A 23,131-nucleotide genomic window follows, 5' to 3' on the forward strand; every position below is an offset into this window, starting at 1 on the left:
GACGCTGACCTGACAAAGGCCGTGATGTCCGGCCGGTTGGAGAGCCATGTCACCGCGTCGCCGTGTCCGCCGTACCCCTCAACTCCTGCTCGTCGCGTTCCTCTTGGGCGCCCTCCTCGCGCCGCCCGCCGCCGCCGTCACGACGCCCCGGAGACCACCCGGCGGCGGCCTGCCGCTCCGGGTCGCCACGTACAACATCCACGCCGGGGCGGGCGCGGACGGGGTGTTCGACCTGGATCGGCAGACGGCCGAACTCCGGGCCCTCGACGCCGATGTGATCGGGCTTCAGGAGGTGGACCGGCACTGGGGCGACCGCAGCGCGTGGCGCGACCTCGCGGGCGAGCTGGCCGAGCGGCTGCGCATGCACGTCTCCTTCGCGCCGATCTACAGCCTGGACCCGGCCCGGCCCGGCGGCCCCCGGGCGGAGTACGGGGTGGCCGTGCTGTCGCGGCACCGGATCGTGAGCGCCGAGAACCACGAGATCACCCGCCTCTCGACGCAGGACCCGAACCCGGTCCCGGCCCCCGCCCCGGGGTTCGGAGAGGTCGTCGTACGGGTGCGGGGGCTGCCCGTCCACGTGTACGTCACCCATCTCGACTACCGCCAGGACCCCGCCGTCCGCATCGCCCAGGTCGCCGACACCCGGCGGATCATGGCGAAGGACCAGGGCCCGCGGATTCTGCTCGGCGACCTCAACGCGGAACCGGACGCCCCCGAACTGGCTCCGCTGTGGCGGGAGCTGGCGGACGCCGACCCCGGGTCACCCACCTTCCCGGCACGGAACCCGGTCAAGCGGATCGACTTCGTCGCGGTGTCGAGGGGCGGCCCGCACGGCGGGATCACGGTGCGGAGGGCGTGGGTGCCGGAGACCGCCGCTTCGGACCACCGGCCGGTGGCGGCGGATCTGCTGCTCCGACGGCGGGACCGATGAGCCCGAGGCGGTCCGGGAGTCTCCACCTCCGCCCCCACAGCCTCCCCTTACCGCCGGAACACGCCCTCCCGCGCGCGGCCGGCTCACGGCCCGCCGCCCGCGGGCGGGCACCGCGGGACACGAACGCCCCCCAGGGGGAGGGCGGCTGACAGCACACGCGCGGCACCGGACGGACGAAGGACGAGCATGACCACCACCCTGCACGAACTGCTGGACACCCACATCGCCGGAGGATCGGTGCCGGGCGCGGTGGGCCTGGTCGCCCGGGGCGGACGGGTGGAGGTGGCCACAGCCGGTACGGCTTGCCTCGCCGGGGCCGCGCCGATGCGGAGGGACTCGGTCTTCCGCCTCGCCTCGATCACCAAGCCGATCGTGGCGGCGGCGGCCATGACGCTCGTCGAGGACGGGCTGATCGCCCTCGCCGACCCCGTCGCGGCGTGGCTGCCCGAGCTGGCCTCGCCGCTGGTCGTCCGGACCCCGCAGAGCCCGGTCGACGACGTGGTGTCGGCGGTCCGCCCGATCACCCTGCTGGACCTGCTCACCTTCCGGGCCGGATACGGCTTCCCGTCCGACTTCTCGCTCCCGGCCGTCGCCCCGCTGTTCACCGAGCTGAAGCAGGGCCCGCCGCAGCCGCGGGCCGTCATCGCGCCGGACGCCTGGATGGCCGCGCTCTCCCGTATCCCGCTGCTGCACCAGCCGGGCGAGGGCTGGCTCTACAACACGTGCTCCGACATCCTCGGCGTCCTCATCGCCCGGGTCGCCGACCGCCCGCTGCCCGCATATCTGGCAGAGCGGCTGTTCGGGCCCCTCGGCATGACGGACACCGGGTTCGCCGTGGGCCCCGCCGCGCGGGACCGGTTCACCTGCTACTACCGGGCCGGGGCGGACAGCGGGAGCGATCCGGTGCTGGTCGACGCCCCGGACGGGCAGTGGAGCAGCCCGCCCGCCTTCCCGTCCGGGGCCGGCGGCCTGGTCTCGACCGTCGACGACTGGTACGCCTTCGGCCGGATGCTGCTCGGCGGGGGGCTGAACGACGACGGCGAGCGGGTGCTGGCCGCCCGGTCGGTCCGCCAGATGATCACCGACCATCTCACCCCGGAGCAGCGCGCCGCGAGCGGACTGTTCACGGAGGGCCAGGGCTGGGGGTTCGGCGGATCGGTGGACATCGAGATCGCGGCCCCGTGGAATGCCCTCGGCCGCTACGGCTGGATCGGGGGCACCGGCACCACGGCCCACATCGTCCCGTCCACGGGCACGGTCGCCGTCCTGCTCACGCAGCTGGAGCCGGCCGGACCCGCCGCACCGCGGGTGATGCGGGACTTCTAGACGTACGCGGCCGGGTTCTGAGCCCGGCCGCGCACGCCCCGGGCCTCAACTCGTCGGCCGCGTCAGGTCGTAGAACGTGGCGCCGCCGGCGGTGACCTCGGTGAAGTTCTCCGTCACCCAGGAGGAGATCTGCGACGAGGTCCCGGCGCCACCGCCCATGCCGCCTCCGCCCCCGCCGCCTCCGCCCCTGCCTTCCCCGCCCATGCCGCCTCCGCCGCCCGAGACGAAGTAGTGGATCTTCCCCTCACCGACGTACTCCTTGAACTGGGCGAGCGTCGGTGACGGGTCGCTCCCGTTGAAGCCGCCGATCGCCATCACCGGCTGACCGGTGGCGAGTTGGTAGCTTGCCGCGTTCTGCGCACCGACGGCGGCGGCGACCCAGGTGTAGTGGTCCGCGCCCTTCTCCAGCAGCGCCTTCGCCGCTGCGCCGACGGACGCGCCGTTGAGCAGCCCGCCCATGCCGCCGCCTCCGCCGCCCCCGGCCCGCCCGCCCTCGCCGAAGCCGTGGTTCGCGCCGGCGCCCGTACCGGTACCGGTTCCGCCGGACGCGGTTGCTCCAGGTCCGGTGGGCAGGCCGCCCGGAGCCCGGCCCTGCTGGTTCCCCTGCCCCTGGCCGGAGGGCGTCCCCTGTCCGGGAGGCTGCCGCATGCCGCCGCGCTGCCCGCCCTCACCATCCGGGCCGCCCCCGGGACCGCCCCCGGGACCGCCCCCGGGACTGCCCATGCCGAACCCCGCCGAGGGTCCGGCGGTCACGATCGACCCCTGATGGCCGGTGCTCAGCGTGTTGACCGTGTACGCCGCCGGCCCCGCCAGCGACGCCACGCAGCTCAGCCCCATCGCGGCGAGGGCCAGGCCCCGGCCGCCGGACCGGCCCACGGCGAACAGCCCGAGCGCGCCGGCCAGCCCGGCCGCGAGCACCGCCCACCGCAGCCACGGCAGGTAGTCCGGAGCGCGGCCGAGCAGGACGTACGCCCAGACCACCGTCACGGCGACCGTGCCGGCGAGCACCGCACGCGGCCACCACGCGCCCCGCTCCTCCCACAGCACCGCGACGCCCATGGCCACGAGCGCCGCGACGTACGGGGCGAGAGCCACCGTGTAGTACTGGTGGAAGATCCCGGCCATGAAGCTGAACACGGCCGCGGTCACGACCAGCGCACCGCCCCAGGCGACGAACGCGGCCCGCGCGGAGTCGGTCCGGGCCGCCCTCCGGGTCACCCAGAGCCCGGCCACCAGCAGGATCAGCGCGGCGGGGAGCAGCCAGGCGATCTGGCCGCCGATCTCGGCGTCGAACATCCGCCCGATGCCGGTCTCGCCCCAGCCGCCGCCTCCCCCGCCACGGCCACCGCCGCCGACGCTCCCGGTCTCCTCGCCGTTGATCCGGCCGAGCCCGTTGTAGCCGAAGGTCAGCTCCAGGAACGAGTTGTTCTGCGAGCCACCGACGTACGGCCGTGAAGAGGCGGGCATCAGCTCCACGATCGCGACCCACCAGCCACCGGTGACGACCATCGTCAGCGCGGACAGCGCGAGTTGGCCCATCCGCTTCCGTACGGGAACGGGGGCGCACACCGCGTACAGCACGGCCGGCGGCGGCAGGATCAGGAACGCCTGGAGGGTCTTCGTCAGGAACGCGAGCCCGACCGCCGCGCCCGCCCAGAGCAGCCACCTCGTCCGTCCCTGCTCCAGGGCCCGCAGCACGCACCACACGGTGACGGTCATCAGCAGGGCGAGCATCGCGTCCGGGTTGTTGAAGCGGAACATCAGCGCCGCGACGGGCGTCAGCGCGAACACGCCCACCGCGATCAGCCCGGCGACCGGCCCGAAACGACGGCGTACGGCGGTGTTCAGCACGGCCGCCGTGGCGAGCGCCATCAGCACCTGAGGGGCCAGGATCGCCCAGGAGTTCAGCCCGAACAGCCGCACCGACAGGGCCATCGGCCAGAGCGCGGCGGGCGGCTTGTCGACGGTGATGGCGCTCGCCGAGTCCAGCGAGCCGAAGAAGAGGGCCTTCCAGCTCTGGCTGCCCGCCTGAACGGCGGCGGAGTAGAAGGAGTTGGCGTATCCGGAGGCGCTGAGGTTCCAGAAGTACGCGAGCCCGACGACCAGCAGGAGCCCGTACAGCGCGGGGCGTGCCCAGCGGGGGCCGCCGGTCGCCGGCGGCGCGGGCACCCGCACGTGCGATGCGGCGGCGGTGGTCGTGGTCATCGGACATCCTCGGGTTCGGGGCAGGCGCGGGCCGGGAAGACCCAGGCGCGCAGGAGCAGGAATCGCAGCACGGTGGCCGCGAGGTTGGCGGCGATCAGGACGGCCAGTTCCGTGCCGTGCGAGGGCGATCCGGAGGCCGCCCCCAGCGCCGCGAGCGAGCCGCTGGTCAGGGCGAGGCCGATGGCGAGGACCACGAGCCCCTGCGCCTGATGGCGGACGGCCCCGGCCCGGCCGCGTACGCCGAAGGTGAGCCTCCGGTTGGCGGCCGTGTTGGCGACGGCGGAGACGAGCAGCGCGCCGCCGTTGGCGAACTGCGGCCCGACGCCGAGCCGGAAGAGGGAGTAGAGCGCCAGGTAGAAGAGCGTGGACAGGACCCCCACGCAACAGAACCCGACCAGCTGACGGGCCAGACCGCGCGGCACCCCGGTCAGCGCCCGGTCGCGCGGATCGTCCCCGAAGGGCCGGGCCAGCCGGTCCAGCGGCAGCGCGCCGACGGCCAGCGCGCGCCCGACCCGCCACACGCCCTTCAGGTCCTCGGCGGCCGTCCGCACGATGCGGACACTCGACTCCGGGTCGTCGATCCAGTCGACGGGCACCTCGTGGATGCGCAGTCCGGCCCGCTCGGCGAGGACCAGCAGCTCGGTGTCGAAGAACCAGCCGCCGTCCTGCACCATCGGCAGCAACCGCTCGGCCACCTCGCGCCGGATCGCCTTGAACCCGCACTGGGCGTCGCTGAACCCGGCGGCCAGCGAGGAGCGCAGGATCAGGTTGTAGGCGCGCGAGACGAACTCCCGCTTCGGCCCCCGTACCACCCGCGAACTCCTCGCCAGCCGCGATCCGATGGCCAGATCGGAGTGGCCGGAGATCAGCGGGGCGACCAGTGGGAGGAGGGCGTTGAGGTCGGTGGAGAGGTCGACGTCCATATAGGCGAGGACGGGTGCGCCGGACTCCGACCAGACCGTGCGCAGCGCCCGCCCGCGCCCCTTCTCCTCCAGCCGTGCGTACCGCACCCCGGGCAGCTCCGCGGTGAGCGCGGCGGCGACGGCGGGGGTGGAGTCGGTGCTGGCGTTGTCGGCGACGGTGATGCGGAAGGGGTACGGAAAGGTCCGCGCGAGATGGCCGTGGAGGCGCTCCACGCAGGGGCGGAGGTCCTTCTCCTCGTTGTGGACGGGGACGACGACGTCGAGCACGGGATCGGGAGAGGGGGCGGCCTTCTGCCGGGCCGGGAGATGCTCCCTGAGCGGCAGAAGGCCGTCGCCGCCGTCCCGCGTGCTGCGGGCGTGGACGCCGGGGCCGGACCGGAGGCTGTCGGTTGTCATGCTCCGACATTCGCCAACCGCCCTGTCACACCCGTGTGCTGAGCCTGTCCCCGCGCTGTGAGTCCGCGCGGAGCACGGCCCCCGCACCCGCCGAGTCCGCGCGCAGCGCTTCGTCCGCTTCCGTCGGCAGCTCGATCACGAACACCGTGCGGCCCGGCTCCGATTGCACCCGTACGCGCCCGCCGTGCGCGGAGACCACGGCCTGCACGATGGCGAGGCCGAGCCCCGTGGAGCCGGTCGTCCGCCCCGCACCGGCCTCGCGCGAGCGGGAGGCGTCACCGCGGGCGAACCGTTCGAAGACGTGCGGCAGCAGCTTCGCCGGGATGCCCGGCCCGTCGTCCCGCACCTCCAGCGCGACCGGCCCCCCGGCGCGCACGGGCGGCCGGACCGACACGGTGACGGTGGTACCCGGCGGGGTGTGCGTCCGGGCGTTGGCCAGCAGATTGACCAGTACCTGCTGGATACGGCCCGGATCGGCGCGTACGGTCACGGGCTCGTCGGGCAGCTCAAGACGCCAGCGGTGCCGGGCGTCCCGGCCCGGCGCTCCCTGGTCCGCCACCCGGGCATCGCTGATCGCGTCCACGACCAGCGGAAGCAGGTCGGTGCTGCCGTACGCCAGCGGGCGTCCGGCGTCGAGCCGGGCCAGCAGCAGCAGATCCTCCACCAACCCCGTCATCCGGTCTGCCTCCGACTCGATCCGGCCCAGCGCGTGCCGGGTGACCGGGTCGGGTTCCGGCGCCTCCCCTCCACCGGTGGCGCGCCGGGTCAGTTCGGCGTAGCCCCGGATCGAGGCCAGCGGGGTGCGCAGCTCATGGCTGGCGTCGGCGACGAACTGCCGGACCCGCATCTCGCTCTCCTGCCGGGCCGCGAGGGCCGAACCGACGTGCCCGAGCAGCCGGTTGAGCGCCGCGCCCACCTGCCCGACCTCGGTGCGCGGGTCCGCCTCGGCGTCCGGGACCCGCTCGATGAGGGCCACCTCGCCGCTGTGCAGGCGGAGCCCGGAGACCCGGGTGGCCGTGGCGGCGACCCGGCGCAGGGGCCGCAGGGCCACCCCGACGAGAACGGCGCCCGCGATCGAGGCGGCGAGGAGCCCGGCGGCGGTGACGCAGACCTCGACGACGATCAGGGTGGTCAGCGCACCGCTCACCTCGGCGCTGGGGATGCCGACGAGGACGGTGTGCCCCTCGGTGGTGGTCGCGGCCTCCACCCGGTAGCCGCCGAGCCCCGGCAGATCGACGCTCCCGGCCCCCTCACCGGCCGCCGGAGCGGCCTCCTCCAGCGCACGTCGCTGGTCCGCGGTCAGCGGCTCCGCGCTCGCCCGGCCGCGGAGCCCGCCGTCGCCGACGACCGTCGACGCGGTGACGCGCCCGTCGCCACCGACCAGCGCCCCGAACGTGCCGAGCGGCTGCCCGCCCCCGCCGACGAAGCCGAGCGGGCCGGCGTCCCGCAGCGCCTGGGGCACCGGCCCCGGGCCGGGCCGGCGCCCGGCCCGCTCGGCGACGGAGTGCAGCTGGTCGTCCAGCTTGTCGTAGAGATAGCTGTGGAAGGCGATCGTGGTGACGGACCCGATGACGGCGGCGACGACGGCGATCAGGGACACGGCGGACACGACGAGCCGGGTCCGCAGCGTCCAGGGCCGCCGCGGCGCCCCCGCGTGCACCCGCCTACTCACCGGGCTTGATCAGGTACCCCGCGCCGCGCCGGGTGTGGATCATCGGCGTGCGTCCGGCGTCGATCTTCTTGCGGAGGTAGGAGATGTAGAGCTCGACGACGTTGGCCTGGCCGCCGAAGTCGTAGTTCCAGACGCGGTCGAGGATCTGTGCCTTGCTGAGCACCCGGCGCGGATTGCGCATCAGGAAGCGCAGCAGCTCGAACTCGGTGGCCGTGACGTGGATCGCGTCCCCGCCCCGGCTCACCTCGTGGCTGTCCTCGTCCAGGACCAGGTCCCCGACGACGAGCGTGGACTCGCTCCGCCCGGCGGCGACGGCCGAGCCCGAGCGGCGGATGAGCCCGCGCAGCCGGGCCACGACCTCCTCCAGGCTGAACGGCTTGGTGACGTAGTCGTCACCGCCCGCGGTGAGCCCCACGATCCGGTCCTCGACGGCGTCCCGCGCGGTCAGGAAGAGGACCGGCACATCGGCGTACTCGCGGCGCAGCCGGCCCAGCACGGACAGCCCGTCCATGTCCGGCAGCATCACGTCCAGGACCACCGCGTCGGGGCGGAAGTCCCGCGCGGCCCGCACCGCCCCGGCCCCGTCCCCGGTGCTACGCACCTCCCACCCCTCGTACCGCAGCGCCATCGAGAGCAGCTCGGCGAGCGGAGCCTCGTCGTCCACGACCAGCACCCGCACGGGGGTACGGTCCGGCCTGAGCAGTTCGGTACGCCCCTGGGGCGAGGTCGTCGTCGTCATGCGCCCACTCTGGGAGGCACCCGTGAGAGAAGCCTGACCTGTTCCTGTGAATTCCCTGAGAAAGCGGCGCGGGACAGCCCTTAGGAGTCCTGCGCACCGAACAACGCGGCGGCGTTCCCATGACAGACCGCCCGCAACCACTCCTCCCCGAGCCCGAGCCGCTCCAGCGCCTCCAGCTGGTGAACGTACGGGTAGGGGATGTTCGGGAAGTCGGTGCCCAGAAGGACGCGGTCCCCGAGGTCCGCGAGTCGCCCCCGCTCCGCCGCGGGGAACGGGCTGAGCCCCTCGCCGAAGTCGGTGAACGCCATCGTCGTGTCGAGCCGGACCTCCGGGTACGCCTCCGCCAGCGCCAGGAACTCCGCGTACTCCGGCATCCCCATGTGCGCGACGACCATCCGCAGCCGGGGGTGGCGCGCCAGCAGCCGCCCGATCGGCCCGGGCCCGGTGTGCGCGCCCGGCGCGGGCCCCGACCCGCAGTGCGTCACGACCGGGATCCCGGCCTCGGCGAGCAGCCCCCACACGGGCTCCAGAAGCGGGTCGTTGGGGTCGTACGCGCCGACCTGGAGATGCGCCTTGAAGACCCGCGCCCCGCCCTCGACGGCCTCCTTCACGTACGCCTCCACGCCTTCCTCCGGGAAGAGGGTCGCGGTGTGCAGGCAGTCGGGGGTCCGGGCGGCGAAGCCGTCGGCCCAGCCGTTCAGCCAGCGGGCCATGCCGGGCTTGTGCGGGTAGAGCATGGAGGTGAAGTGCCGCACGCCGAACGACCGCAGCACGGCGAGCCGCTCGTCCTCCGCGTACCGGTAGGCGATCGGCCACTCCAGGCCGGTGAGCGGCCCGGCGGCGTCGAAGTAGGCCCACACCTTGCGCAGCACCCGCTCCGGCATGAAGTGCGTGTGCACGTCGATGATCCCGGGCAGCCCGAGCCGCTCCCAGAACCGCACCACGTCATCGCTCTCCGGCCCCACGGAACCCTCCCCCGGTCGACGGTCAGAACAGCCCACCCTGCACACCGCCGCCACCGATGTCGATGAGGGGGACACGGGCACCGCTCCCCGCCCCGGCGGGAACGGCCGCCGAGCAAGCGGCCCCCGAGGAAGCGGCCTCCAGGGAAGCCGTCTGCGGGGAAGCGGCCTCCCGTGGGGCGGCTCCCGGGGAAACGGCCTCCGCGGGCACGGCCGCGAGGTCCCACCCGGTGATCAGCCGCGTGTCCAGCACGACCACGCCGACGCCGTCCACCGAGAGGTGCAGATCGGGCCCGGCCGCCGCGACGAGCCGCCCGGCCACCACGCCCCCCTCGACCAGCTCCCGCACCGACCGCACGGGCGCCGGCGACCGGTCGATCCCGAAGACCGCCGCCTGGTCGACGGCTTCGAGGGGCAGCCGCTCCAACGACTCCGGCCAGCCGCGCCCTTCGAGCTCCGCCGCCCGCCCGTACAGCTCCGCCACCTCGGCGGCCCGCTCCTCGCGCCCCGGCAGCCGCCCGCGCACGGCCCGCTTCCTGGCGTACGGAATCCGGTCGGGCACCCCGAGGGCCGCCCGCAGCACCTCCTCGGTCCGCCGGGCCGCCATGAGGGGCCCGCGCCCCAGCCAGCTGAAGACCACGGCGCCCTGCTCCCGCAGCCTGGCGGCCCCGCGCTCCTCCCCGGTGATCCCGACCTTGACCATGCCGGGCCCGAACCACGCGAGATACACGCGGTACGTCCGGGGGTCGTCCGCCATCGTGTCGGCGGCCACCGAGTGCGCCCGGTCCAGCCGCGCGCACTCGGCGCACCGCCCGCCCGTGGCCCGCCCCGGCACCACCGCGCCCAGCGGGCACCCGTTCCCCCGGGCCCCCACGCAGTGCCGCTCCCCGAGGGCGCGGAACCCGAGGCCGGCCCCGTACGCGAGTACGCTCACCCGCCGGTCACCGCCCCTGCTCCACCCCAGCTCCGGCCTCTCGCCGGGCCACCGCAGCCCGGCGCACCACCACCCACCGGCCACCCCGGACCCCGCTCACCTCGGCACCAGATCACCGGCGTGGACCGGCCCGGCGATGCTAGCGGGCGCGCCCGGGGCCGGCCGCGCGCGCTCGTCCCACCACACGGCCAGGGGCCGCCGTTAGGATGCGGACCATGGCGCTGACCGGGAACCAGGTGGACCTGTTCGAGGCATCGATGCCCCGGCTGAAGGCCATCGCCTACCGCCTCCTGGGCTCCGCGGGCGATGCCGAGGACGCCGTTCAGGACACGTTCCTGCGCTGGCAGGCCGCCGACATCGAGCGCATCCAGGTCCCCGAGGCATGGCTGACCAAGGTCCTCACCAACCTCTGCCTCAACCAGCTCACCTCGGCGCGCGCCCGGCACGAGACCTACGTCGGCCAGTGGCTGCCCGAGCCGCTCCTCGCCGGGGACCCGATGCTCGGCCCCGCCGACACCGTCGAACAGCGCGAATCGGTCTCGTACGCCGTCCTCGCCCTCATGGAGCGCCTGTCTCCCAACGAGCGGGTGGTGTACGTGCTGCGGGCGGCCTTCGGCTACCCGCACCGGAGGATCGCGGAGATCCTCGACATCACCGAGGCCGCCGGGCAGCAGATCTTCCACCGCGCCAAGAAGCACATCGCGGAGGGCAGGGCACGCACCGAGGTCGACGAGGCCGCGGCCCGGCCGGTCGTCGAGGAGTTCCTCACGGCCGCCACCAGCGGCCGGACCGAGCCGCTCGTCCGGCTGCTCACCGCGGACGCCATCGCGATCGGCGACGGCGGCGGAAAGGTGCCGGCCCGCGCCAAGGCGTTCGAAGGGGCCCTCGCCGTCGCGAAGTTCATGCGCGGCCTGTTCACCCCCGGCAAGGCCAAGCTCGCCATCGCCGGCGGCTCCCCGGAGATCCACATCACCACCGCCAACGGCGGCCCCGCCCTCGTGGCGGTCGTCGACGGCCGGGTCATCGGCATCACCTGCCTGGAAATCACCTCGGACGGCATCGCCGCGTTCCGCAGCCAGGTCAACCCCGACAAGCTCGAACGCGCGAATCGGCGCTGGGCGGCGACGGACCACGGAGACCCCCTGATCCTCACCTACTGACTCCATGTGACGCACAACACACCTGGACCGTGTCAGAAAACGACGGGCCGCCCGGTTCAAGGGGCGAACCCACGTGAGACAGGAGCCAGGACATGCAGCAGCACCGCATCATCGTCATCGGAGCCGGCTACACCGGAGCGAGTGCCGCCGGACGCCTCGCCGGGCGGCTGCGCCGCGAGGACGTCTCCATCACCCTCGTCAACGCCGAACCGGACTTCGTCGAGCGCGTCCGGATGCACCAGCTGGCGGTGGGCCAGGACCTCCGCCCCCGGCCGTTCGGCGAGATGTTCGCCGGTACGGGCGTCCGCCTGAAGCTCGCGAAGGTCACCGGAATCGACGTCGGCCGCCGGACCGTGTCCGTCACCGGCACGCGCGGGACGGACGCGCACGACCGGGGAGCGCACGCCACGGGTACGCACGCCACCGGCGCGCAGGACGCGGGTGCCCAGGACAGGGGCGCGCAGGTCCGGGGCACGCAGGACGACGCCCGAGAGCCGGAGATCCTGGAGTACGACACCCTCGTGTACGCCCTCGGCAGCACCTGGAACGCCCACGCCGTCCCCGGCGCCGCCGAACACGCCCACGACATCGCCGGCCGCCCCGGAGCCCAGCGTCTGCGCGACCGGCTGACCGCCCTCGCACCCGGCGGGCCCGTGGTCGTCGTCGGCGGCGGCCTCACCGGCGTGGAAGCGGCGACGGAGATCGCCGAGTCCCGCCCGGACCTCGACGTGTCCCTGGTCGCCCGCGGCGCGCTGGGTGACTGGCTCTCCCCCAAGGGCGCCCGGCACCTGCGGAAGGTCTTCTCCGGCCTGCGGATCACCGCACACGAACACACCGACGTCACCGCCGTGGCGGCCGACCGCGTCACCACCGCCGAGGGCGGCATCCCGGCCGCGGTCACCGTCCTTACGACCGGCTTCGCGGCCCACCCCATCGCCCGAGCCACCGCGTTGGAGACCGCCGACAACGGGCAGATCGTGGTCGACGGCACCATGCGCTCGACCTCGCACCCGGACGTCTACGCCATCGGCGACGCGGCCCTGGTCGCGGGCCCCGGCGGCAAACCGCTGCGCATGTCGTGCGCCTCGGGCATCCCCACCGCGTGGCAGGCCGCCGACTCCATCGCGGCCCGCCTGACCGGCGCGAAGCTCCCGACCGCCTCGCCCCGCTACTTCAACCAGTGCGTCTCCCTTGGCCGCAAGGAGGGCCTCATCCAGTACGTCACCGCCGACGACCGGGCCGTCAGCGCCGCCCTGACCGGCCGCCTGGCCGCCCTCTACAAGGAACTGGTCTGCAAGGGCGCGGCCTGGGGCGTCGCGAACCCGACCATGGGCCTGCCGACCCGGCGCCGCCGGGTGACGGGACAGCCAGTACCGACCCGGGCAGCCGCTGAAGCGGCGTGAACCATCAGGTCGCACGATCGACCCGGACACCGTCCCGCGAACGACCGGTGGCTCACTGGCGGGCTGCGGCGGGGCGGTGCTCGATGTGCGGGAAGCCGCTTGCCGGGGAACGGCGGGCCACCGGAATCCCATCCCGGGGCCCGGGGGCTCAGCGCCGTCCCGGCGGCGGGGCGGGAACCCGGTGGCACGGTGCCCGGGCCACCCGCGGTCTCGGGCACACACCGCGTTCGAGCCGACCGCCCGACCCGCCGGGTCCTCCGTACGCGGCGCCGAGGGAGAGAGGAGGAAGGCGAGCGTCACCAGAACGGTGGCGGCCAACGGGACGTAGGGAACGCCGAGCGTACCGATGAGGGCCCCGCCCGCGGCAGCCGCGATGCCGGTGCCGAGGTAGAGGCCGGAGATGTTCAGCGACAGGGCGGTCATCCCCGCGGCAGGACCGGCGGCGGCCAGGATGCTGCCCTGCACGGGCAGGGTGAGAGCCCAGGCGAAGACGGCCCAGCAGGCGATGACCGCGAGCAGGACGTACCGGTCGCCGATGCCGCTGAGGACGAGCCCGGCGACTCGGGCAGGCTTTGCCCCTGCCCGGCATACGCCAGAGGCCCCCAGGATTTCTCCTGGGGGCCTCTGGCCTGCTGTGCACTCGGCAGGATTCGAACCTGCAACCTTCTGATCCGTAGTCAGATGCTCTATCCGTTAAGCTACGAGTGCTTGGCGTTCCGGGCTTTTTTCTTCCCGGTCGGCGTTGCGAGAACAACATTACATGACCTGCGCCGTGACGCGAAATCCATTAGCCGCACCAGTGCTGAGCTGCGGAAACAGCCTTCCGGGGGCCTCCCGGGCGCCCTCCCGGAGCGGCCGCCGGAGCGCCCTTCTCGCCGGAACGACCGAAGCCCCGTGCCAGGGGCACGGGGCTTCGGTACGGAGCGGAGGCGGAGGGATTTGAACCCTCGATGGGCTTTAAGACCCAAACCGCATTAGCAGTGCGGCGCCATAGACCGGACTAGGCGACGCCTCCAGCACACCCCGCGCTAAGCGCGAGTGGTGCGTGCAGATGATGACACAGTCGAGCGTCGTGCCACCAATCGCCGACCACGTTACTAGGCCCCCCGGGGCCGAGGCAAAGCAGTTCGGCGCGGTGGCGCAACGTCCGGGCCCGGTACGCGTTAGAGAGGGGTGGGGACCGCGGTCTCCGCCAGTCGTCGTCGCCCGTCAGCCGTCCGTCAGCCGTGGCCCCGGGCGGGTCCGTGCTCATCCGTGACCGCCGCCCGCGGCCGCTCGTGCCGCAGAGATCTGGAGCTTCCGCATGCTGCGTCGTCTCGCCCTCACCGCCGTCGTCTCGCTCGCCGCGCTCGCCACCGCCGTTCCGGCGTCCACTGCCACCCCCGCCGCCTCCGGGCCCGTGCCCTCGGCCCGGCCCACCTCCGGGCCGTTCGCCGCCGTCCGGCCCGCTCTCGGGCCGCTGCCCATGCCCATCCCGCTGCCGGGGCTCGTGGACGACGGGGACGGCGCGGGCGCCGGTGGGACGGGAGCGGGCGCCGGCAGGGCGGAAGACGTACGGACCCGGCTCACCGTGAGCGTGCGGAACACCGGCGTCGCGGGGGCCGACGGCACCTTCGAGCTGGAGTGCGGGCCCACCGGGGGCAGCCACCCGCGGGGGCAGGCCGCCTGCGAGCGGCTGGCGGAGGCCGGCGCCACCCGGGCCGGGCGGCAGGAACTGTTCCGGCCGACCCCCGAGGGCACGATGTGCACGATGATCCACGGCGGCGACGCCACGGCGCGCATCGTGGGCACCTGGGAGGGCCGGGCCGTGGACACCACCGCGAGCCGCGGCGACGGATGCGAGATCGCGCGCTGGAACAGCCTCGTGCCGGTGCTCCCGGACGTTCGATAGATCCGTCGACGGCGGCGTGAAGGCGTTCGCCGACCGGGGGCCGCAGACCGCTCGGGGGAGTCCGGCGAGCTCCGAGGAGGCGGCGCCACGCCACGCGTCCGCGCACGTCACCGGGTGCGCGGACGCGCACGCCACAGGCCCCCGGCGTGCACAGCGCGCACAGAACCTTGATGAGAGCTCCCCCTCATCCGCCGCCCCCGGGGCCTCCCCTGCGCTTAGACTCCTCCAGTGACAGTCTGCGGCCCGAGGGGCAAGATGGGGCCCGCTGTCGGCAAGGTGCGGTAATCAGGGAGGAAGCGTCGTCGTGAGCAGCAGGCCATCCCGAGGCACTGCTCGCCTCGCAGCCATACTCGATGCCCTTCCTGACGGGCTTCTGCTCGTCAATTGCAACGGCACGGTGGTCAACGCCAACGCCATCGCCCTCGAAATGTTCGAGACCCCGGGCACCGCGCTCGTCGGTCGTGGACTGCTCGATCTGCTGCCGGAGTTCGACTCCAAACTGATCCCGGGTTCGATGCGCCGGCCCGAGGCCGCGGACGAACAGGGCAGGACCAAGCCGACGCGGATGACCGCGAGGCGCACCGACGGCAACGAGTACCCCGTCGAGGTCACCAGCGCGAGCCTCGACAGCGGGCAGGCCGCGTACAACGACATCCACTCCAGCTACACCGGGGACGAGCTGCTCATGCTCGTCGTGCGGGATCTCTCCGGGACCGTCGACACCGAGGCGGAGCTGGCCCGTTCGCAGCGCCAGACCGAGATGATCCTGCGCGCCGCCTCCGAGGGCGTCGTCGGCACGGACACCGACGGGCGCGTCGTCCTCGTCAACCCCGCCGCCGCACAGATCCTCGGCTTCCGGGCCAGCGACCTCGGCGGCCAGGAGCTGCACCCCCTGATTCTGCACTCGCGGGCGGAGGGCGATCCGTTCCCGTACGAGGACTCCCCGCTCGCCGACACCCTCAAGTCGGGGCGCAAGCACCGGGTCCGCGGGCAGGTGCTGTGGTCCAAGAGCGGTGCGCAGGTGCCGGTGGACCTGACTACCGCGCCCGTACGCGACGGGGACCAGCTCGTCGGCGCGGTGATGACGTTCACCGACCGCCGGCCGTACGAGGAGCTGTCGGCGCAGCACAAGAGCGTCGTCGCCGAGCTGACCGAGAGCCACTCCGCCGAGGGGACCGCGCTCAAGGAGGCGCACGCCGCCGAACTGGAGGCGCTGAAGGAGGCCCACACCGCCGAGCTCGCCGACCGCACCGAGCGGTACGCCGCCGAGGTCGAGGGGCAGGCCGAGCTGCTGGCCGCCCTGGGCGCCCAGCACTCCCAGCTCACCGCCGTTCTCGGCGGTTCCCTGCGCGGGCCCCTGGAGGAGCTGCGCGGCGAGCTGTCCACACTCGCCGCCGACCCGGCCGGGCAGCTGTGGCCGGAGGCCAACCAGATCCTGCACCATCTCGCCGCCGGGTATGCCCGGATGACCACGCTCGTCGACAACGTGCTGGGATACCAGCGCCTGGACGCGGGGGCGGAGGGCCTGCGCAAGGCCCCCGCGATGGTGGACGGGATCGTCACGGGCGGCATCGACGGGGCGGTCGAGCTGATCGGCCCCGGGCGCGCCCAGTTCGCCGTGCACGTCCCGCCGATCGAGGCCGAGGTCGACGCGCCGCGCCTCGCGACCGCGCTCGCCCATCTCGTCGCGGACGTCGCCGGCGTCGACTCGACCGGCAAGACGCGGACCGTCCCCGGAAGCGGCTACGTCGACTCCACCGTGGTCGTGGCCGCCGCCCAGCGCGGCGACGTCGTACGGATCGAGGTGCGCGGGCCGTTCGCCGGGGGCGACCCGGTGCACGAGCCGATCGTGCGCGGCATCGTCCGGGCGCACGGCGGGGTCCTCCAGACCCACGAGATGCCGGGGATGAGCGGCAGCGCGTACGTCCTGGACGTGCCCATCGGCGCCGCGTCCGGCACGATCGCGCCTCCCGGGGCGGACGGAAGCGCCGCGTTGCCGGCACCCGCTCCCGACGCGGCCCCGTCGCCGGGACACCTCGGTGCGCCGGGCGTCACCAGCGGCGGCCGGCGCCGGGCGCGCAGGTCCTCCACCGACGCGTTCCTGGACAGCCCCGGCGGTATGCCGGAGGGCGCGGACGAGACCGGGGCCGGGGCCGTTCCGCCCGCTCCCGGCGACCGATCGGCCGCCGAGCCGACCGGGCGGCGGCGGGCGCGCCGGGGACCGGCCGCGCCCGAGGAGCAGCAGGCCCCGGAGCTGATCCCCGCCCAGCAGGGCGAGGGCTCCGGCCGTCGACGCGGCCGTCCCAGCCCTGCCGAGGCGGCCCCGGGCCCGGTGCGGGGAGACAGTGCGACCGCCACGCCGGAGCAGCCTCAGGCTCAGCCACCGCAGCGAGCTGCGCTGGCCCTGACCTCGGCCCCCTCCGTGACGCCCGTGCCTTCCTCGGCCCCCTCCGAGGGTTCGGTCGTCACCGCGGCCGAGAACGCCCAGGGCGGCGGTCGTCCGCAGCTCGGGCAGACCGTGCCGCCCCAGGGCGTCCCGGCGGACGCGCAGCAGCCCGTTCCCCCCACCGGAACGGGTCGGCGGGCGCGTCGCGAGGGGGAGAACCCGGCCCTTCCCGCCCTCGCGTCCGGTCCCGGCGGCCCCCCGGAACCGTCCCCGCAGCCCGGTGGACAGCAGGCCGGCGCCCAGCCGCCCGGAGGCCGGCGGGCCCGGCGGGCGCTGGCCGCCGCCCAGGAGCGCACCGCTGCGGAATCCGGCCCGCGGACCGCCTTCGCCCTGCCGCCGGCCGACGCCGACCGGGCGCCGCTGCCCCCCGACGCCCCGGCCGCCCCCGGCGACGAGGCGAGCGCCCACCACGCCCGTACCGCTCCGGAGGCCGGTCACACGCCTCCGCAGGCGCACCCCGTCGCCCCGGCGCTCACCGGGCCGCGGGGAGACGGAAGCTCCGGGCCCGGCCTCCCTGCCGCGTCCGACGCGCACCGCCTCCCCGAGGCGGTGCCCCCCGCCTCCGGCCCGCACGACGGTGGCGTACCGCAGGCTTCGGGCCCGCTGCCGGACCCCGCCCCCTGGGCCGGCGCCGGACCCGCCACCCGCACCGGCACCGGGCCGACCGCCCACACCACCGGCGTCGCGGCCGTCACCGACCCGGGGGCGCACCCGGCCGACGGTGACGCGAGCGCTCCCGACGCGCGGCGGCAGCCGCTGCCCGCCGAGGAGCCGATGCCGGACGGCGGCAACCCCGACTCGACGCAGGGCAGGGCCTTCAGCGTCCGGACCCTGGGCCAGGGCGTGCCGTTCGCCCAGCACCTCGCGCACCAGCAGAACCAGCCGCACCAGAGCCTCGGCGGGGCCGGACGGCGCCGCAAGCTCGCCGCACCGCCGGAGGACGACCGTGCCCCCGGCGGCAGGCAGGCCCTGCCTCCGCAGGAGCGGACCGGCCAGGCACCGGCGGCGCCCCCCGCACCGGCTCCGGCCCCCGAGCCCCAACCGAGCCGGCCCCGGGAGCAGGGCCCGGACCAGGACCGGGGCCTGGGACAGGTGCCGGAGCCCGGCCGTCCGGGTCAGGCGGCACAGAGCGGCCCCGGTGCCGCCTACGGCGAGGGGCAGCTGCTCGCGCCGCCCCTCGCGGAGGGGCGCGCGTACGCCATCGGGGCGCCCGACGAGGGGGCGGAGGGCCCCGAGCCGCTGGACGGTCCCGGCGGCGCGGTCGAGGTCGCCAACCGGCCGCACCCGCACCCGGTCGACGACGAACTGCCGCCGGAGCCGCTGGACAACCCGCGCCGGCTGCTGGTCTGGCCCGCGCCCGACGTGCCGACCCAGCAGGCGCTCAGCGACCGGGGCTACCGTCCGGTGATCGTGAACTCCCGCGAGGAGGTCGACGCCCAGATCGCCGCGTTCCCCGCCGCGCTCTTCGTCGACCCGCTGACCGGCCCCATCACGCGTACCGCGTTGCAGTCGCTGCGCCAGGCGGCCGTAGCGGCGGAGGTTCCGGTGCTGGTCACCGCCGGGCTGGGGCAGGCGACCCGGGAGGCTGCGTACGGAGCCGACCCGGCCGTCCTGCTCAAGGCACTGGCCCCGCGCGACAGCGAACAGCATCCCTCGCGGGTGCTCCTGATCGAGGAGCACGAGGAGATCGCGATGGCGCTGACGGAGACCCTGGAGCGGCGCGGAATGCAGGTGGCGCGCGCCGCGACGGACAGCGAGGCCGTCGACCTGGCGGGCCGGATGCGGCCCAACCTCGTGGTGATGGACCTGATGCAGGTACGCCGCCGGCGCGCGGGGATCATCGACTGGCTGCGGGCCAACGGGCAGCTGAACCGCACCCCGCTGGTCGTCTACACCTCGGCCGGGATGGACCCCGCGGAGCTGCCGCGGCTCAGCTCGGGCGAGACCGTGCTCTTCCTGGCGGAACGGTCGACCAGCGACGAGGTCCAGTCGCGGATCGTCGACCTGCTGGCGAAGATCGGCACCAACTGACCACACACGTGGCAGATCGGGGCCGGCCCGCGCGACAGGCCCGGCCCTACCCCGCCAGGGCAGGACCCGTGCACGTGACAGGGCGGGGCCCGTACGGAATCTCCGTACGGGCCCCGCCCTGTTTCACGTGAAACATCGCCGTGGACCGTGTGGCCCAGCAGCCCAGCGGGTCAGCGGGTCAGCGGCCCACCGGGTCAGCCGGTCAGCCGGGTCAGCCGGTCAGAGCTGGGTGACGTCCAGCTCGCCTTCCGCGTACTGCCTGCGGATCACCTTCTTGTCGAACTTGCCCACGCTCGTCTTCGGCACGGCGGCGATCACCGACCAGCGCTCCGGCAGCTGCCACTTGGCGATGCCCGAATCCGCGAGGAACGCCTTCAGCGTCTCGTAGTCGATTCCGCCGACCCCCTCCTTGAGCACGATGGTCGCGAGCGGCCGCTCGCCCCACTTGTCGTCCGGCACGGCCACGACGGCCGCCTCCGCGACATCCGGGTGGGCCATCAGCGCGTTCTCCAGCTCGACGCTGGAGATCCACTCGCCGCCCGACTTGATGACGTCCTTGGCCCGGTCGGTGAGGGTGAGGTAGCCGTCGGTGCTGATCACGCCGACGTCGCCGGTCTTCAGCCAGCCGTCCTCGCTGAACTTGTCCTCCGGGCGCAGGTGCTCCCCGTCGGCCCCGCCGTAGTAGGCGGCGGCGATCCAGGGGCCCCGCACCTCCAGCTCACCGGCCGACCGGCCGTCCCACGGAAGGTGCTCGCCGCCGGGGCCGACCAGCCGCGCCTCGACTCCCGCGGGGAACCGGCCCTGGGTGACCCGGTAGGGCCACTGCTCCTCTTCGCTCAGTCCGGCGGGCGGGTGGGCCATGGTGCCCAGCGGCGAGGTCTCCGTCATGCCCCAGGCGTGGCAGAGCCGGACGCCGAGCTTGTCGTACGCCTCCATCAGCGAGGGCGGGCACGCCGCGCCGCCGATGGTCACGTTGGCCATGGAGGTGAGGTCGCGCGGGTTGGCGGTGACCTCGGCGAGCAGGCCCTGCCAGATGGTGGGAACCGCGGCGGCGTGCGTCGGGCGCTCACACTCGATCATGTCGGCGAGCGGGGCCGGCTGCAGGAAGCGGTCCGGCATCAGCATGTTGATGCCGCTCATGAACGTGGCGTGCGGCAGGCCCCAGGCGTTTACGTGGAACTGCGGCACCACGACGAGGGTGGTGTCCTTGTCGGTCAGCCCCATCGACTCGGTCATGTTGACCTGCATCGAGTGCAGGTAGATCGAGCGGTGCGAGTAGACGACGCCCTTGGGGTCGCCCGTGGTGCCGGAGGTGTAGCACATGGCCGCGGCCTGGCGCTCGTCCAGCTCCGGCCAGTCGTACGTGGTGGGGCGGTCCGCGATCAGCTCCTCGTAGTCGTGCACGCGCGGAGTGACGCCGGCCAGCGCCGAGCGGTCGCCGGGGCCGGACACGACCACGTGCTCGATGCTCGGCAGGTGGGGCAGCAGCGGCACGAGGAGCGGCAGCAGCGAGCCGTTGACGATCACCACCTTGTCGTCCGCGTGGTTGACGATGAAGGCCAGCTGTTCCGGGGGCAGCCGGAGGTTGAGGGTGTGGAGCACGGCGCCCATGGAGGGGATGGCGAGATACGCCTCTACATGCGCCGCGTTGTTCCACATCAGCGTGGCGACCCGCTGGTCGCCGTCGACGCCCAGCTCGTCGCGGAGCGCGTTGGCCAGGCGGGTCGCGCGGGCGCCGATCTCGGCGAAGGTGACGCGGTGTGGCTCGGGTTCGCCGGTCCAGGTCGTGACCTGCGACTTCCCATGGATCGTCATCCCGTGGTGCAGGATGCGGGTGACAGTCAGCGGTACGTCCTGCATGGTGCTCAGCACGGCGTCCTCCCGGTCGGCGCTACGCGGCAGTAAGGTTCCGCTGATTCTGCGCACATACCACGCGGTATGTCACTACTCGCGGGAGAGAATTCCTGCCCGGCGCCCTGGTGGGGGGAACGTGCCGGAGGGAGCCGGTCAGCGGATCGGCGTGAGCTCCGGGTCCTCGCGGAGCTTGCCGAGGGCACGGGAGACGGCGCTCTTGACCGTACCGATCGACACGCCGAGGACCTCCGCCGTCTGGGCCTCGCTCAGGTCCTCGTAATAGCGCAGGACGACCATCGCGCGCTGGCGGTCCGGGAGCTTGAGCACCGCGCGCCACATCGCGTCGTGCAGTGACTGCCGCTCGGCCGGGTCCGGCGCCGGAAGCGCCTCCCGCTCGGGCAGTTCCTCGCAGGCGAACTCGTCGATCTTGCGCTTGCGCCACTGCGAGGTGCGGGTGTTCAGCAGGGCCCGGCGGACGTAGCCGTCCAGCGCCCGGTGGTCCTCGATCCGCTCCCAGGCGACGTAGGTCTTGGCGAGCGCGGTCTGCAGCAGGTCCTCCGCGTCGCACGGGTTCGCGGTGAGCGAGCGAGCGGTGCGCAGCAGGACCGGCCCCCGGGCCCGTACGTACGAGGAGAACGACGCGTAGGGCGCGTGGGGGTGGCCGGCGGCGGGGGCGGAGGCCGCCCTGGAGGCGCCCGTGCAGACTGGCGTGGTCATGTACCCAACGCTAGGAGCGAGGACCGCCGGAGGGATCACCCCCAGGTCCCGAAGCGCCGTCCGCCTCAGGTTGTAGGGGGTACGCACCGCGCACCTCCTGAAGGTGGACGGCCGCCGTGCGTCCGTCAGGGTCCGCCCCCGAGACCCTCCGGGGCCGGGGGCCGCCGCTCAGCCGTCCGCGCCGATGACCAGGCCCGAGGTCGGAACCCCCGTACCGGCTGTGACCAGCGACCTCGCCGCCCCCGCCACCTGGTTCACCGAGGTGCCCCGGACCTGCCGGACGGCCTCCGCGATGCCGTTCATCCCGTGGAGGTACGCCTCCCCCAGCTGGCCCCCGTGGGTGTTCAGGGGCAGGGCGTCCGCCGCGACGAACGCCCCGGCCTCGCCGGGACCGCAGAAACCGAACTCCTCCAGCTGCATCAGGACGAACGGGGTGAAGTGGTCGTAGAAAATGCCCACGTCGATGTCGGCCGGGGACAGCCCGGAGCTGCGCCAGAGCTGCCGGGCGACCACGGCGGTCTCCGGCAGGCCCGTCAGCCCGTCCCGGTAGAAGCTCGTCATCTGCTCCTGCGACCGGCCCGCGCCCTGCGCCGCCGCGACGACGGCGGGCGGGCGGGGCAGGTCGCGGGCGCGTTCCAGGCTGGTGACGACGAGGGCCTGGCCGCCGTCCGTCTCCTGGCAGCAGTCCAGCAGCCGCAGCGGCTCCACGATCCAGCGGGAGGCGGCATGGTCGGCGAGCGTGATCGGCTTCCCGTGGAAGTACGCCGCCGGGTTCCGCGCCGCGTGTCGCCGGTCGACCACCGCCACGTGCCCGAAGACCTCCGGGTCGAGGCCGTACGCGTGCAGATAGCGCCGGGCCGCCATCGCCACCCAGGAAGCCGGGGTGAGCAGGCCGTACGGCAGGTTCCAGCCGAGCGCCGCACCCTCCGCGGTGGGCTCCCGGTGCTGGACGCCGGAGCCGAAGCGGCGGCCCGAGCGCTCGTTGAAGGCCCGGTAGCAGACGACGACGTCCGCGACGCCGCTCGCCACCGCCAGGGCCGCCTGCCGCACGGTGGCGCAGGCCGCGCCGCCGCCGTAGTGGATCCGGGAGAAGAACGACAGCTCGCCGATCCCGGCCGCCTGGGCGACGGTGATCTCGGGGCTGGCAGGAAGTACGCCTTCTGGTCCTCGGTCCCGTACGCCATCAGGGTCGGGCCGACGGTGTTGAGCGTGACCATGGAGACCGGGGCGCCGGCCCGGTACGCCTCGTCGAAGAACACGAACTGCTCGTCGGCGCCCCGGCCCCGGCCGCCGTACTCCTCGGGCCAGCCGAGACCGAGCAGGCCGTCGGCGCCGATCCGGCGGAGCAGCCGCCGCTGTTCGCCCGCGTCCTGCCCACCGCTCGCCGCGGCCCCGCCGTCCCCCTCTCCGTTCCTTCCGCCCCTTCCGGCATCCGCCGCAGCGGGGGTCAGGGCACGGAAGTACGACCGGAGTTCGGCGCGAAGCCGCTGCTGGCGTTCCGTCGGAGCGAGATGCACGGAGGGGCCTCCAGAGCTGCGGAT

Annotated in this window: 14 protein-coding genes, 2 tRNA genes and 2 pseudogenes; 6 read left to right on the top strand and 12 right to left on the bottom strand. The window is 74.2% G+C overall.

All coding sequences use genetic code 11. The annotated features are described in order from the left end of the window. The first annotated feature begins 46 nt into the window (after positions 1 to 46). A complete protein-coding gene (locus ACIQMU_RS25895) occupies positions 47 to 931 on the top strand; it encodes an endonuclease/exonuclease/phosphatase family protein (RefSeq protein ID WP_402689800.1) in 885 nt (294 codons plus the stop codon). Between the two features lie 186 nt (positions 932 to 1,117). Beyond that, positions 1,118 to 2,257, top strand: coding sequence for a serine hydrolase domain-containing protein (locus tag ACIQMU_RS25900; RefSeq protein ID WP_402689801.1), 1,140 nt, complete (start codon positions 1,118 to 1,120; stop codon positions 2,255 to 2,257). Between the two features lie 45 nt (positions 2,258 to 2,302). On the opposite strand, the gene ACIQMU_RS25905 is transcribed toward ACIQMU_RS25900, so the two are convergent. The 6 genes from ACIQMU_RS25905 to ACIQMU_RS25930 form a co-directional block, all read right to left on the bottom strand. Beyond that, a complete protein-coding gene (locus ACIQMU_RS25905; protein ID WP_402689802.1) occupies positions 2,303 to 4,462 on the bottom strand; it encodes an ArnT family glycosyltransferase in 2,160 nt (719 codons plus the stop codon). After that, the gene (locus tag ACIQMU_RS25910; RefSeq protein ID WP_402689803.1) at positions 4,459 to 5,781 is read right to left on the bottom strand and encodes a glycosyltransferase; all 1,323 of its coding nucleotides are present in this window, start codon (positions 5,779 to 5,781) and stop codon (positions 4,459 to 4,461) included. The genes ACIQMU_RS25905 and ACIQMU_RS25910 overlap by 4 nt, the downstream gene beginning before the upstream one ends. Positions 5,782 to 5,806: 25 nt before the next feature. Beyond that, positions 5,807 to 7,441, bottom strand: a complete 1,635-nt coding sequence (locus ACIQMU_RS25915) for a sensor histidine kinase (RefSeq protein WP_402689834.1) — start codon at positions 7,439 to 7,441, stop codon at positions 5,807 to 5,809. 4 nt (positions 7,442 to 7,445) lie between these two features. Next, a complete protein-coding gene (locus ACIQMU_RS25920) occupies positions 7,446 to 8,192 on the bottom strand; it encodes a response regulator transcription factor (RefSeq protein ID WP_352239048.1) in 747 nt (248 codons plus the stop codon). An 80-nt stretch (positions 8,193 to 8,272) separates the two neighbouring features. After that, a complete protein-coding gene (locus tag ACIQMU_RS25925) occupies positions 8,273 to 9,157 on the bottom strand; it encodes an amidohydrolase family protein (protein WP_402689804.1) in 885 nt (294 codons plus the stop codon). A 22-nt stretch (positions 9,158 to 9,179) separates the two neighbouring features. After that, positions 9,180 to 10,172 carry a DUF2797 domain-containing protein gene (locus ACIQMU_RS25930; protein WP_402689805.1) on the bottom strand — a complete coding sequence of 331 codons (993 nt, stop codon included), beginning with the start codon at positions 10,170 to 10,172 and terminating at the stop codon, positions 9,180 to 9,182. A 131-nt stretch (positions 10,173 to 10,303) separates the two neighbouring features. Between ACIQMU_RS25930 and sigJ the strand changes: the two genes are divergently transcribed. Both sigJ and ACIQMU_RS25940 read left to right on the top strand, forming a co-directional pair. After that, complete coding sequence (gene sigJ / locus ACIQMU_RS25935; RefSeq protein WP_402689806.1) at positions 10,304 to 11,248, top strand: RNA polymerase sigma factor SigJ; 945 nt, start codon at positions 10,304 to 10,306, stop codon at positions 11,246 to 11,248. A gap of 92 nt (positions 11,249 to 11,340) precedes the next feature. Beyond that, positions 11,341 to 12,651, top strand: coding sequence for an FAD-dependent oxidoreductase (locus ACIQMU_RS25940; protein WP_352239052.1), 1,311 nt, complete (start codon positions 11,341 to 11,343; stop codon positions 12,649 to 12,651). Between the two features lie 635 nt (positions 12,652 to 13,286). Here ACIQMU_RS25940 and ACIQMU_RS25945 read toward each other — a convergent pair. Both ACIQMU_RS25945 and ACIQMU_RS25950 read right to left on the bottom strand, forming a co-directional pair. Further along, positions 13,287 to 13,359 (bottom strand) — tRNA-Arg (locus ACIQMU_RS25945). A gap of 216 nt (positions 13,360 to 13,575) precedes the next feature. Next, positions 13,576 to 13,666, bottom strand: a tRNA-Ser gene (locus ACIQMU_RS25950). A gap of 288 nt (positions 13,667 to 13,954) precedes the next feature. Here ACIQMU_RS25950 and ACIQMU_RS25955 point away from each other — a divergent pair. Next, positions 13,955 to 14,542 (top strand): SSI family serine proteinase inhibitor, encoded by a 588-nt coding sequence (locus ACIQMU_RS25955; RefSeq protein ID WP_352239120.1) that lies wholly within the window; start codon positions 13,955 to 13,957, stop codon positions 14,540 to 14,542. Between the two features lie 304 nt (positions 14,543 to 14,846). After that, a complete protein-coding gene (locus ACIQMU_RS25960) occupies positions 14,847 to 19,019 on the top strand; it encodes a PAS domain-containing protein (RefSeq protein WP_402689807.1) in 4,173 nt (1,390 codons plus the stop codon). 219 nt (positions 19,020 to 19,238) lie between these two features. On the opposite strand, the gene ACIQMU_RS25965 is transcribed toward ACIQMU_RS25960, so the two are convergent. The 4 genes and pseudogenes from ACIQMU_RS25965 to ACIQMU_RS25980 all read right to left on the bottom strand — a co-directional run. After that, positions 19,239 to 20,891 carry a long-chain fatty acid--CoA ligase gene (locus tag ACIQMU_RS25965; RefSeq protein WP_402689808.1) on the bottom strand — a complete coding sequence of 551 codons (1,653 nt, stop codon included), beginning with the start codon at positions 20,889 to 20,891 and terminating at the stop codon, positions 19,239 to 19,241. 135 nt (positions 20,892 to 21,026) lie between these two features. Further along, entirely contained in the window at positions 21,027 to 21,590 is a 564-nt protein-coding gene (locus ACIQMU_RS25970) for a SigE family RNA polymerase sigma factor (protein WP_352239123.1), read from the bottom strand. Positions 21,591 to 21,758: 168 nt separating this feature from the next. Continuing rightward, positions 21,759 to 22,742, bottom strand: a pseudogene (locus tag ACIQMU_RS25975) (lipid-transfer protein); the annotation flags it as partial. Further along, positions 22,733 to 23,107 (bottom strand): annotated as a pseudogene (locus ACIQMU_RS25980) (acyl-CoA dehydrogenase family protein); the annotation flags it as partial. The pseudogenes ACIQMU_RS25975 and ACIQMU_RS25980, both read right to left, overlap by 10 nt. Positions 23,108 to 23,131: the final 24 nt, after the last annotated feature.

This window comes from Streptomyces sp. NPDC091649, from assembly GCF_044756785.1.
In the GTDB taxonomy this organism is placed as follows: domain Bacteria; phylum Actinomycetota; class Actinomycetes; order Streptomycetales; family Streptomycetaceae; genus Streptomyces.

Coding starts and splice junctions, on each gene's coding strand:
- ACIQMU_RS25910 (WP_402689803.1), bottom strand. CDS start 5,781: ATGACAACCGACAGCCTCCGGTCCGGCCCCGGCGTCCACGCCCGCAGC.
- sigJ (WP_402689806.1), top strand. CDS start 10,304: ATGGCGCTGACCGGGAACCAGGTGGACCTGTTCGAGGCATCGATGCCC.
- ACIQMU_RS25920 (WP_352239048.1), bottom strand. CDS start 8,192: ATGACGACGACGACCTCGCCCCAGGGGCGTACCGAACTGCTCAGGCCG.
- ACIQMU_RS25900 (WP_402689801.1), top strand. CDS start 1,118: ATGACCACCACCCTGCACGAACTGCTGGACACCCACATCGCCGGAGGA.
- ACIQMU_RS25970 (WP_352239123.1), bottom strand. CDS start 21,590: ATGACCACGCCAGTCTGCACGGGCGCCTCCAGGGCGGCCTCCGCCCCC.
- ACIQMU_RS25940 (WP_352239052.1), top strand. CDS start 11,341: ATGCAGCAGCACCGCATCATCGTCATCGGAGCCGGCTACACCGGAGCG.
- ACIQMU_RS25905 (WP_402689802.1), bottom strand. CDS start 4,462: ATGACCACGACCACCGCCGCCGCATCGCACGTGCGGGTGCCCGCGCCG.
- ACIQMU_RS25955 (WP_352239120.1), top strand. CDS start 13,955: ATGCTGCGTCGTCTCGCCCTCACCGCCGTCGTCTCGCTCGCCGCGCTC.
- ACIQMU_RS25895 (WP_402689800.1), top strand. CDS start 47: ATGTCACCGCGTCGCCGTGTCCGCCGTACCCCTCAACTCCTGCTCGTC.